Source organism: Amycolatopsis sp. NPDC051903 (assembly GCF_044452505.1).
GTDB lineage: Bacteria > Actinomycetota > Actinomycetes > Mycobacteriales > Pseudonocardiaceae > Amycolatopsis.
The window spans coordinates 742,892-757,011 of sequence record NZ_JBITBT010000001.1 but is presented as its reverse complement, the minus strand read 5'-3'; the positions used below and the strand labels follow the sequence as shown (position 1 = coordinate 757,011).

Genomic DNA, 14,120 nt, shown 5'->3' with positions numbered 1-14,120 from the left:
CTTCGGGCGGGAACGCCGTGGTCCGTCCGTACCACAGGCGGCTCAGATGAGGTGGTGCTGCACCGCGTGGGTCGCCGCGGCGGCGCGCGAGGGCACGTCGAGCTTCGCGTACACGTTCTGCAAGTGCCGGCGCACGGTGTGTTCGCTGATTCCCAGCTCCGCCGCGATCTGCCGGTTCGACAGGCCTTCGGCCACCAGCGCCAGCACCTGCACCTCCCGCTCGGTCAACGAGGTCTCCAGGGCGCCCTCAGTGGCGGCGCCGAGCCGTGCGAGGACCGCGCGAGCGGCCGCGAAGTCCACCTCCGCCGCGTCGTCGTCCCCCGTCAGCTGCCGGGCCCGGCCGATGAGCAGCCGCGAGCGGGCACCTTCGTACGGGGCGGCCAGCTCGGCCCAGCCCTCGCACGCGGCGCGCAACTCGCCGAGCGCGGCCGATGGATCCCCTTCGGCCAGCAGGACCGCGCCGCGCGCGTGCGCCGCCGTCGCCCGCAGCAGCGGCATCCCGATCTCCGCGGCGATCGCCGACAGCTCGTCGGCGGCGCCCCGGGCGACCCCGAATTCACCGGCGGCCAGCACGATTTCCACCTGCGCCGCCAGCATGCGCGCCCGCACGAGGTGGTCGTCCGCCGCCTCGGTCACGGCGTGGCCGATCGCCGTGACGGCGGCGGCCGTCCGGCCCTGGGCCAGGCGCAGCAGCGCGCAGCCGGGCTGCGTCGGGTGCCCGTATTCACTCGCGCGCCGGTAACCGTCTTCGGCCGCCGCGAACTCCCCGCGCAGCCGGTGCAGCTCGGCCTCCTGGTAGAGCGCCATGCCGAGCGCCGGCTGGCGGCGCGGCCCGGAGAGCCGTTCGCCGGCCCGCCGGGCCTCCGCCAGCGCTTCCGGCCACGCGCCCAGCACCTGCAGCACCTGCGAACGGTGCACCAGGCACTGGCCGCGGAAGAGCACCAGGTCCGGCTGCGCCGCGCACCAGGCGCTCAGCGACGCCGTCCACTCCTGCGCGCGGGTGAGGTCGAAAACCTCGTGACAGCCTTCGATCGCGCTGCAGTAGACGACGCCCGCCGCGATCGGCGACACCTCGCCCGACGTCACCGCGACCATGGCCTCGTCCAGCAGAGCCAGGCCCTCCGAAGTCCGGTGCAGCTTGATCAGGGCGCGGCCCTGCGCGTGCCGGCCCAGCGCGAGCAGGTCCGCGTCGCCGAAGCGGGCGGCGAACTCGACGGCACCGGTGAACGCGGCGTGCGCGCCCCGGTTGTCCCCGCCCTGGATGCGCTGCAGGCCGACCGGCACCAGCAGGTAACCGCGTTCGACGCAGTCGAGCCCGTGCTCGTCGAGCAGCCGCCGCGCCCGCGCCAGCCAGCCGTTCGCCCGCGCCGGCTCACCACGCAGCAGCAACGGCATGGCCAGGAAGAACGCGCACCGGGCGGCTTGGGCCGGCCCACCGTCGCGCACGTACTCGCGGTAAGCGCGTTCGCGCGATTCGAAGCTTTCGTCGTCGTGCCCGAGCAGGTAGGCCGCCGTGGAAAGGCGCACGAGGTCGTCGGCGGTGAGCGACACCCGGCCCGCGGTGAGCCGCGTGTACACCTCCCGCCACGCCTGTCCGGCGTAGGCCCGCTCGACCGCCTCGCCGTTCACCACCGCCATGCACCTCCCTGGCAGTTGTCCCACTGTACGACGCGGATTCCGCGCTGGGGAGCCACGAACCGGTTCCCGGCCGGTAGGTTCGGGAGGTGACCGAGGGGACCGACCGCAGCGTCGGGGTGGACCGGATCCGGCGGCTGTTCCGGGTCTTCAGCGCAACGCAGGGCCAGGGCGGGTCCCCCGTGTACGCGGCACTCAGCGATGGCGTCGTGACCGACGACGGGCTGCTCGACCTGCTGCTGGCCGCGCCCGGTGAGCAGCGCCGGCCGAGCCTGCTGTTCGCCGCGGTGAACCTGCTGCTCGCGGCCGAACCCGGCGCACCACTGGCCGCCTACTACCCGATCCACGGCGGCTCCCGCGCGATCGACGACCGGCTCGTCCCCGCGTTCGCGGCCTTCTGCGACGGGCACCGCGACGAACTGCTGCGCCTGCTGCGCGAGCGGTCCACCCAGACCAACGACATCCGCCGGTGCGTCGCGCTGCGGCTCGGCCTCGACCACGTCCGCCGCCGGTGGCCGGGACCGCTGGCGCTGGTCGAGGTGGGTGCCAGCGCCGGGCTGAACCTCCGGTTCGACCGGTACCGCTACCGGCTCAACGGACACGAGACCGCCGGTCCGTCGCCGGTCGTCGTCTCGTGCGAAGTCCACGGCGAACTCCCGGCCGAGCCGCCGCCCGAGATCACCACGCGGCTCGGGCTCGACCTGAACCCGATCGACCTGACCGACCCCGACGCGCGGGCCTGGCTGGCCGCGTTCATCTGGCCCGAGCAGGTCGGCGAGCTCGCCACCCTGCGCGGAGCCATCGACGTGGCGCTGGCCCTGCCCGCGCCCGTGGTGCGGGGCAACGCCGTCACCGACACCGGCCAGACTCTCGCCGAACTGCCCGGCAGCGAGCCGGTTGTCGTATTCACCGCGTCGCTGCTGAGCTACCTCACCGCCGACGAGCGGACGGCGTTCGCCGACCAGCTGCGCGCGAGCCGGCGTCCGGTGGCGTGGGTCTTCGCCGAGGCGCCGGGCCTGCTGGCGGCGACCGGGCTGACCGTGCCCACCCCGCTCGCCCGGCGCACCACGAACTACGTGGTCGGGGCGAGCCTGCCGGACCACGACGAGCTACTCGCCCTGGCCGACCCCTACCTGCGCTGGCTCGCGCCGGCCCGGCACGCCGCGGACGACTTCACCTGGGTGTGACGGGCACGTCGAGTGCCCGGGCCAGGCCCAGCACGCTCTCGTCCACCCGCTGCAGGTGCCGCAGCGCGCGACGCGTCGCGTTGGCGTCCGCGGCGGGCACGCCGGGGCTGACCCGGACCAGCACGCCGGCGCTGCGCGTGACGGCCGTCTTCGAGCCGTCGAGGTGCGCCGCGAGGGCATCGAGGTTGTGGTCGATCCGCGTCCGCTCGGCCGCGAGGCGAGCGTCGGCGGGGACCAGGTCGGCCGTGGCGGCCAGGCTGCGGACGTGGAAGGCCGCCGTCTCGAGCAGCCCCAGCACCGCACGCGCGGTGCGTCGCCGCGAACGCAACGGCGTGACGGGGACGAGCAAGGGCTGCACCGAAAGCCGCAGGGCATCAAGGGCGGAATCGAGGGCGCGGGCGGACGCGACGAGGTCACCGTCGCCCTCGGCCGAGCCGGACAGCCGGGCCACCGACGCGGCCAGCGCCGAGCGCAGCCGGTCGAGGACCGTGCGCAGCTGCCGGTCCGTGCGGTCGCGGGTGCGCACCGGCAGCACGAGCACGGCGGCGACCAGCCCGGCCGCGATCCCGAGTGCCGTCTCCTCGATGCGGACCACCAGCACGCCCGGCGTGAGGACGTGCAGCAGCGTGTACAGCATCCCGATCATCGTCGTGACGAAGAAGGACATCAGCGTGTACGACACCGTCGTCGTGTAGTACATGCCGAAAACGCTGACGAGCGCGAGCACGAAGGCCGGCCACGGGTCGTTCCCGATCAGCGCCGCCAGCGCGAGGCCGGCGACGACACCGGCGACGGTGCCGAGCAGGCGCCGGTAGCCGCGGACCAGGATCTCGCCGGTCGACGTGGTGCTGATGAACACGACCCAGCACGTGAACACGGCCCAGTACCAGCGTTCCGGCGACAGCAGCTCGCCGCCGGCGATGGCGAGGGCGGAGCCGAGCGCCACCTGCAACGCGGTCCGCGTCGTGGGCCGGATGCGCGCGCGGTTCTCCTCGGCCTGCGCCCGCGCCGGCTCGAGCGGCTCTTCGGCGGCGCGCCGCAGGCCGAACAACGCGAAAGCGAAGTCGCCGAGGGAACGGAAGACGTCCTGCACCGCGGGCGACGCGTCGGGTAGATCCACGTCGTCGCGGTAGCCGAGGAGCCGGTCGCGCAGCCCGTCCGGCGGCGTCGAGCCGAGCGCCGAGCGCACGGCCCGCAGTTCCGCGATCAGGCGGGGCAATACCGCGGCGTCTCGTTCGTCGACGGCTTCGCGTGCGCGCACGGGCAGGTGCCGCGTCAGGGAGTCCACTTCGGACTGTCCCAGGCGCAGCACGAGCACCGCCAGCCGTTCCGCGGCCGTTTCGGCCTCCGCGACCCGCCGCTGGGTCACGGTGGCGTCCGCACCGGTGGCCCCCAGCCGGTGCTGGATCAGCAAAGCGCTCGCGTGCAGGCGGGCGGCGGCCCGGCGCACGCCGTCCGCGGACCCGCCCTCGGCCGCCACCACCAGCGCGTCGAGCACGAACACCAGCCGCACGCGGAACGCGCGCCGCAGCCGCGCCATCGTGCGGGCCGGCGGCGACCGCAGCACGACGAAGCGCGTCACCGCCGAACTCGCGAACGCCACCACCACGGCGGCGGACAACGCGGGCAGCTGCGCCACGCGCGTCCCGGTGAACTGCGTGACGAAGAACAACTGGAAGACGAAGATCCCGAGGGTGGTGGCCCGCGCGCCGAACCGTCTGAAGTGGATCGCACCGAAGATCAGCAGCACGAACACCGCGTCGGCCGCGATCCGGTACGGGGCCAGCGCACTGCCGAGCGCCATCGTGGCCAGCGCGACCGGTACGCCGGTGGCGAGCGTCAGCGCCTGGTCGCGTGGCCGGGGTTCGGTCACCGCGACCGTGGTGACCATGGCGGTGAGCGCGCCCGCGACGAGGATCGGGACGCCGGCGCGGACGGCGGCGAGGACGCCGAGCGTCAGCACCACCGCGAAAACCACGCTGAGCGCGGAACCCAGCCGGAGCAGTCCGGGGTCGGAGGCGATCAGCCGGTCCCGTACTTCCGGCAACCCCAGTCGGTAACGCATCGCGGTGGGTCAGGCGGCCGCGAGCTTCGGGAGCGAAGCGAGGAACTCGTCGACGCTGATCACGTTGTGGGAGATCATGTTCAGGCCGCGCATCATCGCCTGGTAGGTCACGAGCCCGCCGGGCGCGGCGATCGCGTCGGTGAAAGTGGTGACGTGGTACCCGCGCTCCATCGCGGTGCGCGCGGTCGACTCCACGGCCATGATCCCCGAGACACCCGCGATCGCGAGGTACTCCACGTTCTTCTGGCGCAGCTGGAACTCGAGGTCGGTGTGGGCGAAGACGTCGAGGCTCTTGTGCGGCGCGAGCACCACGTCGCCCGGTTTCGGCGCCAGGCCCGCGAAGAACTCGGCGTTCCACGTGCCGGCTTCGAACAGCCGCTTGTCGAACATCTGGCGGTGGATCCCGGACACGTGTTTCCACGACTGGTAGTCGGCGTCGGTGAACGCGGTGGAGGAGTAGAAGATCGGCACGTTCGCGTGCTCGCGGACGCCGTCGACCAGTCTCTTGAGGTTTTCGATGGTGCCGAGGCGCTCGTACTCGGGCGCGTAGGTGGCGTACGCCTTGCCGTCTTCGGAGAAGTTCTCGTTCACGAGGTCGATGAGCAGCAGTCCGACGCGACCGTGTTCGTAGCTGGTGTTCGCCATGGGGACCCTCCAGGAAGTTTCGTTACGTTCGTTGGCTGTAACGTATCGGATCGTGGCGGTAGTCCCCGGGAGCTGAGATCGTGTTCACAGACTTTCGTTGTGCGCCAACCGGTTTTTGATCTTCTCCGGCCGAGTGGTCCCGGTCAGCGGGAAGGGGTGCGAGTCAGGCGGACGTCGTGGCGCGGTCCGCGGACTCCCCCGAGGCGCGGTTGCGGGCGCGGCGCTGAAGCGCCCAGCGCACGATCAACGCGACGCCGAGCACCACCGGTGTGAGGATGTAGGCGTCGCCGAGGACGTTCTGCCACACCTTCCAGTGCAGTTCGACGTTGCGGCCGTTGGGCAGGATCAGCAGCACGCAGCTGACGAACACGAACGCGACGAGGCCCGTGCCGAGCCACCGCTTCCACGCCGTGGCCGGCGTCGTCTTCGGCAGCCGCGACACCAGCAGCACGATCAGCGGCGCGACCCACACCCAGTGGTGCGACCAGGAGATCGGGGACATCAGGAGCGTCCAGAACGCCGTGACCAGCAGCGCGGCGAGCGCCTGGCCGCGGCGGTGGAAGCGCAGGAGCAGCCACAGCGCCGGGATCGCGAGCAGCAGCCCGATCCCCATCGCGGCCTGCGACGCCCACGGCGCGAGGTCCGTGGCGCGGTTCATGAGCGCGGTGAGCGACTGGTTGCCCGCCCAGTGCACGGGCCCGATGCGGCCGGTGTCGGGCAGGGTCGCGGTCCAGTAGCGCCACGCGTCGTGGGCGTTGACCAGGAACATCAGGGCCTGCATGAGCACGAACGTCGCGAGGCCGCGCAGCGCGTCCTTGCGACGGCCCGTGATGAACAGGTGTCCGAGGAACACCAGCGGCGTGAGCTTGATCGCGGCCGCGACACCCACCAGCACGCCGCCCCACCGGCTGCCGCGCGCGCCGAGCACGAGCATGTCCAGCAGGATCATGGCCATCAGGATCAGGTTGATCTGACCCAGGAAGATCGTGCGCCACACCGGTTCCAGGCCGAGGAACACGACGAAGAACACGATCGTCGACCGCGCGGGCGACGCCCACCAGCGGGGACCGTCCTCGTCCGGCCGCGGCAGCGCGCCGATGGAGATCCGCACGGACAGCGCGAGCGCCCCCAGCGAGACGGCCGTGAGGAACCCCCACGCCACCTGCGTCGGCACGATCGCGAGCGGCACGAACAGCAGCGCCGCGGTCGGCGGGTACGTGAAGGGCAGCAGCGCCCACCACGGTTCGGTCTTGAGCGTGTTGGTGTCGTAGAGCGAGTCACCGTGCAGCAGCGTGAGGGCCCCACCGCGGTACACCGCGCTGTCGACCCCCAGGTTCCACTCGTGCGTCCACCCCCAGATCCCGACGGCGATCGCGATCAGCGGGATCACGGACAGGATCAGCATCGACCGCGGCCGCACGGACAACCGCGCGAGCGACCTGCGCAACGCCAACCTCGGCGGCGCCCCGCCCACCGGAGCATCGCCCTCGACAGCGGCGGGTACGGTCCTGGTCACCCCTCCAGGAAATCATGAACGGCACGGCAGGGGCCCGATGGGTCGGACGCGCTCACCGGAGGCCCTGTGGCTGCTGACGCGCGTTGGGCGCCGCCGTGCGACCCGCCGCGGCGCATCACCCGAGGTGAGGTTGGAGACACTCGCGGGTTCCGTCACCACCCGATCGAGAAGGCCGCGGAACCCGGCTTCAGCCCCGCCCCAGGTCAACCAGCAGGTCGCACGCTCGTTCGTGCGTGGTGGGCAGCCGGACGGCCGACACACGAGGCTGGTTGACCTCCCGCAGCTGCGCGTCGACCGAGAGCCGGTCGTTCAGGGCGCGGCGGAGGGCCACGCCGCGGGAGGCCAGGCGGTCGTCGCGGCGGCACAGGGCGGCCACCACCGAGGGCCCCAGCGTCGCGTAGCTCTCCCCGGTGTCGAAGACCGATCGGACCGCGTCCGCGACCAGGATCATCCCCGTCAGGCGCGGCCACCCGGACACCGTGGCGAGGTCCAGGCCCACCACCAGCAGCACGTGGTCGTCACCCGAGCCGCCGCGGTAGACCTCCCCCAGCCGCGTCCGCAGGTACGCGGCCGACGGCAGCCCGGTCAAGGGGTCCGTCACCTCCGTGTGCACCAGCTGGTCGGTCGCGACGTCGGCCCACGCCAGGGCAGTCACCCGGAGCAACCGGGCGGGCGTCGCGTCCACGTCGGGGGACACGAAGCCGTCGACGGAGTCCGGGTCGGCCAGCACGGCGTGCAGCGCCGCCAGATCGGACAACGTCTCGCCCAGTCCCGCGCCGGCGGCGGCGCGGGCGCGGCCGAGGCCCGCGAGGGCGGTTTCGGCGCCCGCGGGGCCGTGGCGCATGACCGCGGCGCACACGGCGTCCACTTCGGGCAGTGCCCAGTCGCTCGGGAAGCGCCACCCCGCGGCCAGGCTGGCGGTGCGCCAGCGGGCTCGCAGCGCGCGCAGGGAACCGTCTCGGGTGCGGGGCTCCTGCTCGCCGGCGGGACCGGACAGCGGCCCGGTCGCCGGTACGTCCACTGGTCACCGCTCCTTCCCGCGTCGTTGTCGATCTTGTCCTGCTCCACTCAGGGGACGTGAAGCGCCCGTCCGCGTGACGGCGTTCCAGCGGGTTTTTCCGGAACCGGTCCCACGGCGGCGGGTGAACTCGTTGGGCCGTCGGAGTCAACAGACCGACCACGAGGTGACGGGTATCTCCGCGTCCGTCACACTTGTGCTCGCGTTGGAGAGGTAGATCGTGGCTGGTCCGGTCACGTGTGCCAGAAGAAGGAGCCCCGTGTCCACCGTTCCCGCCGATCTGTCCGGTAAGAGCGATGCCGAGCTGATCACCGAGGTCCGCGCCGGGAACATCGCCAGCTACGGACCGCTGTACGAACGCCACAGCGGCGCGGCGCACAACCTCGCCCGCCAGCTCGCGCGCTCCAGCTCCGAGGCCGACGACCTCGTGTCGGAGGCGTTCTCGAAGGTCCTCGACACGCTGCGCGCCGGCAAGGGCCCCGACTCCGCGTTCCGCGCCTACCTCCTCACCGCGCTGCGCCACACCGCCTACGACAAGACGCGCCGCGACCGCCGCGTCGACCTCAACGAGGACATGAGCGACGTCGGCGGTTCCGTCGGCGAGGCGCTCACCGTGCCGTTCTCCGACACGGCCGTCGCGGGCCTCGAGCGGACGATGGCCGCGAAGGCGTTCGCGCGTCTGCCCGAACGCTGGCAGGCCGTGCTGTGGCACACCGAGATCGAGCAGCAGAGCCCGGCCGAGGTCGCGCCGCTGCTGGGCCTGACCGCCAACGGCGTGTCCGCGCTCGCCTACCGCGCCCGCGAGGGCCTGCGCCAGGCGTACCTCCAGGTCCACCTGCAGGAGAACGCCGCCGAGCGCTGCCGCGCGACGGCCGACCGGCTGGGCGCGTGGACGCGCGACGGGCTGTCCAAACGCGAACGCGCCCAGGTCGAGAGCCACCTCGACGAGTGCGAGAACTGCCGGGCGCTCGCCGCCGAGCTCGCCGACGTCAACGGCGGCCTGCGCGCGATCATCGCCCCGATCGTCCTGGGTGGTGCCGCGCTGGGTTACCTCGCGACGATCGGCGCCGCGAAGGCGAGCGCGGCCACGGCGGGTGCCGCGGCCGCCGGTGCCGGAGCGGCCGCCGCGGGCGGGGCGAAAGCGGGAGCGGCCGCCGCCGCGTCCGCGCCCCGGCAGTTCGTCGGTGTCGCCGCTTCGGGCGCCGCCATCGTGGCGGCGGTCGCGGTCGCGCTGGCCGCGGCCGGGTCCCCGCAGGAGATCCCGGTGGCGGCGCCGGTCCCGCCGCCCGCCGCGCCCGCGGCGCCGGCCAAACCCGCGCCGCCCGCTCCCCCGGCGCCGCCCGCGCCGCCGCAGGCCCCGCCGCCCGCGCAGCAGGCCCCGCCGCCCGTCCAGCCCCCGGCTCCGCCGCCCGCGGCTCCCCCGGCCCAGCCCGCGCCGCCGCAGATGTCGGCGACCACGCCGCCGAGCGGGCTCGAGCTGCAGCCCGGCGAAGGACCGGCGACGCTGCCCATCACAGTGCGCAACGACGGCGGCAGCCCGTCCGACCCCGTCCAGGTGGCGCTGAACCTGCCGCCGGGGGTGTCCGCTGTGCCCGCCGGCGGCGGTGGGGGCGCCGTGAGCGGCTTCGCCCGCGGAGAAGGCCCGCAGGCCGACGCGCAGGCCGCCAACGACCCGGTCACCGTCGACTGCCCCGGCGGCAGCGGCACCGTGACCTGCAAAACGGGCTCGGGCCTGCAACCCGGGCAGTCGGCCGTGCTCACCTTCCGGCTGCAGGCCGACGACTCGGCGCAGGGCGGCACCGTCACCGGATCCGTCACCGCGGGCGCGAAGATCAAGGTCGCGGTGCGCGTGAAGGTCACCGTGAAGGCGCCGCCGGACGCGCTCCTGCTGCAGGCCGACACCGACGGGCTGTCCGCGTTCCCGTGGACGCGCAACCCGCTCGTCTACGTCCGCGTGCGCAACACCGGCAAGACCACGAAGCCCGTGACGGTCACCTTCGACCACGCGCTCTACCAGTCGTGGAGCCTCAGCGGCTTCCCGTGCCACCCGACCGCGACGGGCGCCACCTGCACCACGCGCGGCGCGCTCGCGCCCGACCAGCACGTGAACCTGTGGGTGCGGCTCAAGGGCCGCCCGGCGCACAACGCCCCGGTCACCGTGGACGCGACACTTGGCCGGGCGGCGCAGCAGGCCAAGGTGACGTTCGGGTGCTGGATGGAGATCTGCGACGTGCCGTACCCGACGACCGGGGTGCCGTCGCCGCTGCCGACGACGTCGTCGTCCACTTCGGAGCCGTCGTCGGACGACCCGACGTCGAGCTCCAGCAGCTCGTCTCGCAAGCCCACGCGCAAGCACCCGACGCCGTCGGCCACGCCGCCGGCGAAGCCGACGGACCCGGTCACGACCACGTCGCCGAGCACGCCGTCGACGACCACGAGCGCGCCGCCGACGCCGGGATCGGGCGACTCGGGCAAACCCGATCCAAGCGCCCCGGCGCTCGAGCCCCGCGGCTTCTTCGACTGGCTGAGGGAGTAGCGTCCGGCGGGTGCGCGCGTTCCTGGCGAAGCATCGTGAGCTGCTGCGGTTCGCCGTGGTGGGCGGCGCGAGCTTCCTCATCACCACGGCTGTCACCTACGTCCTGAAGTTCACCGTGCTGCGGGAGAACCCGGTGACGGCGCTCATCGTGGGCGTGCTGGTCGCGACGATCTTCTCCTACGTCGCCAACCGCGAGTGGTCCTTCCGCACCCGCGGCGGGCGCGAACGGACCCACGAGGCCGCGCTGTTCTTCGTCATCAGCGGCATCGCGCTGGGGCTCAACGCGCTGCCGCAGTGGATCTCGCGCTACGTGCTCGACCTGCGCGAGCCGCACCTGAGCCTGTTCGGCCAGGAGGCGGCCGACTTCGTCAGCGGCATGATCATCGGGACGCTGCTCGGCACCCTGTTCCGCTGGTGGGCGTTCAAGAAGTGGGTGTTCCCTACGGAGGGTGCCCGCTTGCGCGCGGTGAAGACATCGGACGAACCGGATGTTTCGGGCCGCGAGGCCGCCTGAGACCTGCCGTGACCTCGGATTCTCTAGACTGGATTCCGTGACCGTCGTCGAGACCGTGCTGGCCCGCACACCGGAGCCGCTGCGCTCGGTGCTCATCAAGCACCGGGAGATGCTGAAGTTCGCGATCGTCGGCGGCACGACGTTCCTCGTGGACAACGGCGTCTGGTACTTCCTGAAACTCTCGGTGCTCGAGCAGAAGCCGACCACGGCCAAGGCGATCGCGATCATCGTCGCGACGATCGTGTCCTACGTCCTCAACCGCGAGTGGTCCTTCCGCACGCGCGGCGGGCGCGAACGGACCCACGAGGCCGCGCTGTTCTTCGTCATCAGCGGCGTGGCCGTGGTGGTGAACCTGGTCCCGCTGTACGTCTCGCGGTACGTGCTGCACCTCGAAGTGCCCTACGTCGCCCGCTTCGTGCAGGAGATCGCCGACTTCGCGAGCGGCTCCATCATCGGCATGCTGCTCGCCATGGTGTTCCGCTTCTGGGGCTTCAAGAAGTGGGTCTTCCCCGACGAACTCGGCCAGCGCCGCGAACGCCGCCGGGACACCACCGTCACGCGCCTGCCGCGCTAAAGTAGTTGCTCGTGGACATGTAGTTGTCTAGGGTCATGTTCGTCGTTGTCCTTCCTTGAGACGCCGCCCGGGTTCGACCGGGACCGGCGGGACGAATCCGAGGTGGTCGCCGAGCGCGAAGAGGACCGGGCCCTGCCGGGCGCCGGTTGAGCCCTTTTCCGTCTCGTGCCCGCGCACGTCCGGGGTTGAGTTCTCGACACCCCGCGTGCCGTTCTCGCCACCGCACGCCGGCCGCCGCCCGCGTGCGTACCCCTCGCGCACGTCCCGCGTGCGTTTTCGTCCTGCTCTCAAGGAGTTCTCGAGTGATCCTCGTTCTCGGCGCCACCGGCAAGGTCGGCCGCGCCCTCGTCCCCGCCCTGCTCGACGCCGGCGCGCCCGTGCGGGCCCTCACCCGCGACCCGGGCCGGCACGTCATCGACCCGCGCGCCGAGGTCGTGCGCGGCGACCTCGACGACACCGCGGCGCTGCCCCGCCTGCTCGACGGCGTCAGCCGCGTCTTCGTCCTCACTTCCGGCCACGGCGGCGACGGCGCGGCCCAGGAGACCGCGCTCGCGCGCGCCGCCGCGCCCGCCGGCGTGCGCCACCTCGTCAAGCTGTCCACCACCGGCGTCCACTTCGGACAGACCGATCCCATCACGCGCGCCCACGCGCGCGCCGAGGAGGCGATCCGCGCCGCCGGTCCCGCGTGGACGATCCTGCGGCCCGGCGCGTTCATGGACAACCGCCGCGCGTGGCTGCAATCCGCGCGAGCCGTCGGCGCCGTGTACGTGCCCGAAGGCGATCCGGCGTCCGCGCTGATCCACGCGCGCGACATCGCCGCCGTCGCCACGCTCGTGCTCACCACACCCGGGCACGAGGGGGCGACCTACCCGCTCACCGGCGGCGAGGCGCTCACCGCCGCCCGGCAGGTCGCCATCCTCGGCGACGCGCTGGGCCGCCGGCTCCGGTACGTCGAGGAACCCGAAGCCGCCGCCCGCGCGCGGATGCGCGCGCAGGGCTGGCCCGCCGAGGCGATCGACGGGGCCTTCGAGCTGAAACGCCAGTCCGCCGGCCGCGAAGACGTCGTCTTCGACACGGTGGCGCGCCTGCTCGGCCGCGAGCCGCTCACGTTCGCCGACTGGGCCCGCGAACTCGGCTAACGCGGCACCGGCTCCGCGGGCCAGCGGACCTCACCCACGTCGTCCGGACGCGGGACCTTGAGGAACAGGCTGAAGATCGCCGGGCGTTTGTTGGACAGTTCGAGGCGGCCGCCGTCGGCTTCGACGAGGGCGCGGGCCAGTGCGAGGCCGACGCCGGTGGAGCCGCCGCCGGAGAAACCGCGTTCGAAGATGTGCGGGGCGATCTCGTCGGGCACCCCGGAGCCGGTGTCGCCGACCTCGATGACCACCGTGGCGTCGGATTCGCCGCGGCGGGCGGCCAGCGTCACGGTGCCGGCGCCGTGGCGCAGGGCGTTGTCCAGCAGCACGCCGACGACCTCGCGCAGCCGCGCCGGGGTCGCGCGGGCCATGAGCCCGTCGGCGATCTTCAGCCTCAGGTTGCGGCCCTCGACGCGCAGCAGCTGCCGCCACTCCTCGGCGATCTCGGGCAGCGTCGCGGGCAGGTCCACGGGCTCGGCGTCCACCTCGCGCGCCGCGCGGGCCGCGGCGAGCAGTTCGTCCAGCGCCTCGGCCAGGCGGTCGGCCTGCTCCTGCGCGGCGCGCGACTCCTCGACGACGTCGGGATCCCCGTGCACGGTCAGCGGTTCCAGCCGCAGCTGCAGCGCGGTGAGCCGGCTGCGCAACTGGTGCGAGACGTCGCCGACGAGCTGGCGCTCCCGCTGCACGAGCTGCGCCAGCGCCGAAGCCGACGTGTCCAGCGCCTCGGCGACCATGTCGAGCTCGGCCACGCGGTAGCGGCCCGGATCGGGCCGGAAGTCACCGCCGCCGAGGCGCGACGCGCGGTCGGCGACGTGCCGCAGCGGCTTCGCGAGCCGCCGCGCGGTCACCGTCGCGACCACCGCGCCGGTGCCGACGGACAGCACCACCAGCAGCACGACGAGCAGCGTCACCTGGGTCTGCTTGGTCCGGACCGGACCGCTCGGGATCGCCAGCACGACCTCGCCGCGCCGGGCCGTCGGCACGCGCTCGACGACGGGGTCGGGACCCGGGTCGACGCCGAGGTGCTTCTCGATCAGGCCGTCGCCGCGGACCTCCAGGAAAGCGCCGTGCGGCACGCCGACGCGGAACTGGTCGATGTCGATCTGCTGGCCATTGGCCACCTCGGTGTCGACGGTCGCGGCGATGCTGCGCGCGCGTTCGGCGAGGCTTTCGCGGTTGAGGTTCTCCACCAGCCGCCACGCCGTGACGCCCAGCGGGATGCCGAGCACCGCCGCCGTGACCAGCACGGCCAGCAGGATCGCCATCAGAATGCGGCGGCGCATGCTCATCGGAC

At 73.1% G+C, this 14,120-nt stretch carries 11 protein-coding genes; 5 read left to right on the top strand and 6 right to left on the bottom strand.

Annotated elements, in window-relative coordinates:
* Positions 1-42: 42 nt before the first annotated feature.
* On the bottom strand, positions 43-1,638 hold the full coding sequence (locus tag ACIA77_RS03850) for a LuxR C-terminal-related transcriptional regulator (protein WP_395884219.1): 1,596 nt from the start codon (positions 1,636-1,638) through the stop codon (positions 43-45).
* Between the two features lie 86 nt (positions 1,639-1,724).
* Between ACIA77_RS03850 and ACIA77_RS03845 the strand changes: the two genes are divergently transcribed.
* The gene (locus ACIA77_RS03845) at positions 1,725-2,822 is read left to right on the top strand and encodes a DUF2332 domain-containing protein (protein WP_395884218.1); all 1,098 of its coding nucleotides are present in this window, start codon (positions 1,725-1,727) and stop codon (positions 2,820-2,822) included.
* Here ACIA77_RS03845 and ACIA77_RS03840 read toward each other — a convergent pair.
* The 4 genes from ACIA77_RS03840 to ACIA77_RS03825 all read right to left on the bottom strand — a co-directional run bounded on the left by ACIA77_RS03840 (position 2,809) and on the right by ACIA77_RS03825 (position 8,069).
* Positions 2,809-4,887: an FUSC family protein gene (locus ACIA77_RS03840; protein ID WP_395884217.1), complete on the bottom strand. Its 2,079-nt coding sequence runs from the start codon at positions 4,885-4,887 to the stop codon at positions 2,809-2,811. The two genes, ACIA77_RS03845 and ACIA77_RS03840, sit on opposite strands and share 14 nt — an antisense overlap.
* Before the next feature lie 9 nt (positions 4,888-4,896).
* The gene (locus ACIA77_RS03835; RefSeq protein ID WP_395884216.1) at positions 4,897-5,532 is read right to left on the bottom strand and encodes a cysteine hydrolase family protein; all 636 of its coding nucleotides are present in this window, start codon (positions 5,530-5,532) and stop codon (positions 4,897-4,899) included.
* 163 nt (positions 5,533-5,695) lie between these two features.
* Positions 5,696-7,048 carry a glycosyltransferase 87 family protein gene (locus ACIA77_RS03830; RefSeq protein WP_395884215.1) on the bottom strand — a complete coding sequence of 451 codons (1,353 nt, stop codon included), beginning with the start codon at positions 7,046-7,048 and terminating at the stop codon, positions 5,696-5,698.
* 187 nt (positions 7,049-7,235) lie between these two features.
* On the bottom strand, positions 7,236-8,069 hold the full coding sequence (locus tag ACIA77_RS03825; RefSeq protein WP_395884214.1) for a GGDEF domain-containing protein: 834 nt from the start codon (positions 8,067-8,069) through the stop codon (positions 7,236-7,238).
* Positions 8,070-8,325: 256 nt separating this feature from the next.
* Here ACIA77_RS03825 and ACIA77_RS03820 point away from each other — a divergent pair, with 256 nt between their 5' ends.
* The 4 genes from ACIA77_RS03820 to ACIA77_RS03805 all read left to right on the top strand — a co-directional run bounded on the left by ACIA77_RS03820 (position 8,326) and on the right by ACIA77_RS03805 (position 12,829).
* Positions 8,326-10,602 (top strand): sigma-70 family RNA polymerase sigma factor, encoded by a 2,277-nt coding sequence (locus ACIA77_RS03820; protein ID WP_395884213.1) that lies wholly within the window; start codon positions 8,326-8,328, stop codon positions 10,600-10,602.
* Positions 10,603-10,612: 10 nt separating this feature from the next.
* On the top strand, positions 10,613-11,116 hold the full coding sequence (locus tag ACIA77_RS03815) for a GtrA family protein (protein WP_395884212.1): 504 nt from the start codon (positions 10,613-10,615) through the stop codon (positions 11,114-11,116).
* A gap of 37 nt (positions 11,117-11,153) precedes the next feature.
* A complete protein-coding gene (locus tag ACIA77_RS03810; RefSeq protein WP_395884211.1) occupies positions 11,154-11,690 on the top strand; it encodes a GtrA family protein in 537 nt (178 codons plus the stop codon).
* A 302-nt stretch (positions 11,691-11,992) separates the two neighbouring features.
* Positions 11,993-12,829 (top strand): NAD(P)H-binding protein, encoded by an 837-nt coding sequence (locus ACIA77_RS03805; RefSeq protein ID WP_395884210.1) that lies wholly within the window; start codon positions 11,993-11,995, stop codon positions 12,827-12,829.
* Here ACIA77_RS03805 and ACIA77_RS03800 read toward each other — a convergent pair.
* The gene (locus tag ACIA77_RS03800; RefSeq protein WP_395884330.1) at positions 12,826-14,109 is read right to left on the bottom strand and encodes an ATP-binding protein; all 1,284 of its coding nucleotides are present in this window, start codon (positions 14,107-14,109) and stop codon (positions 12,826-12,828) included. The two genes, ACIA77_RS03805 and ACIA77_RS03800, sit on opposite strands and share 4 nt — an antisense overlap.
* Positions 14,110-14,120: the final 11 nt, after the last annotated feature.

What these genes read in the sequence shown, in the direction of transcription:
- ACIA77_RS03840 (WP_395884217.1), bottom strand. Translation starts at nt 4,887, where the DNA reads ATGCGTTACCGACTGGGGTTGCCGGAAGTACGGGACCGGCTGATCGCC.
- ACIA77_RS03850 (WP_395884219.1), bottom strand. Translation starts at nt 1,638, where the DNA reads ATGGCGGTGGTGAACGGCGAGGCGGTCGAGCGGGCCTACGCCGGACAG.
- ACIA77_RS03835 (WP_395884216.1), bottom strand. Translation starts at nt 5,532, where the DNA reads ATGGCGAACACCAGCTACGAACACGGTCGCGTCGGACTGCTGCTCATC.
- ACIA77_RS03800 (WP_395884330.1), bottom strand. Translation starts at nt 14,109, where the DNA reads ATGCGCCGCCGCATTCTGATGGCGATCCTGCTGGCCGTGCTGGTCACG.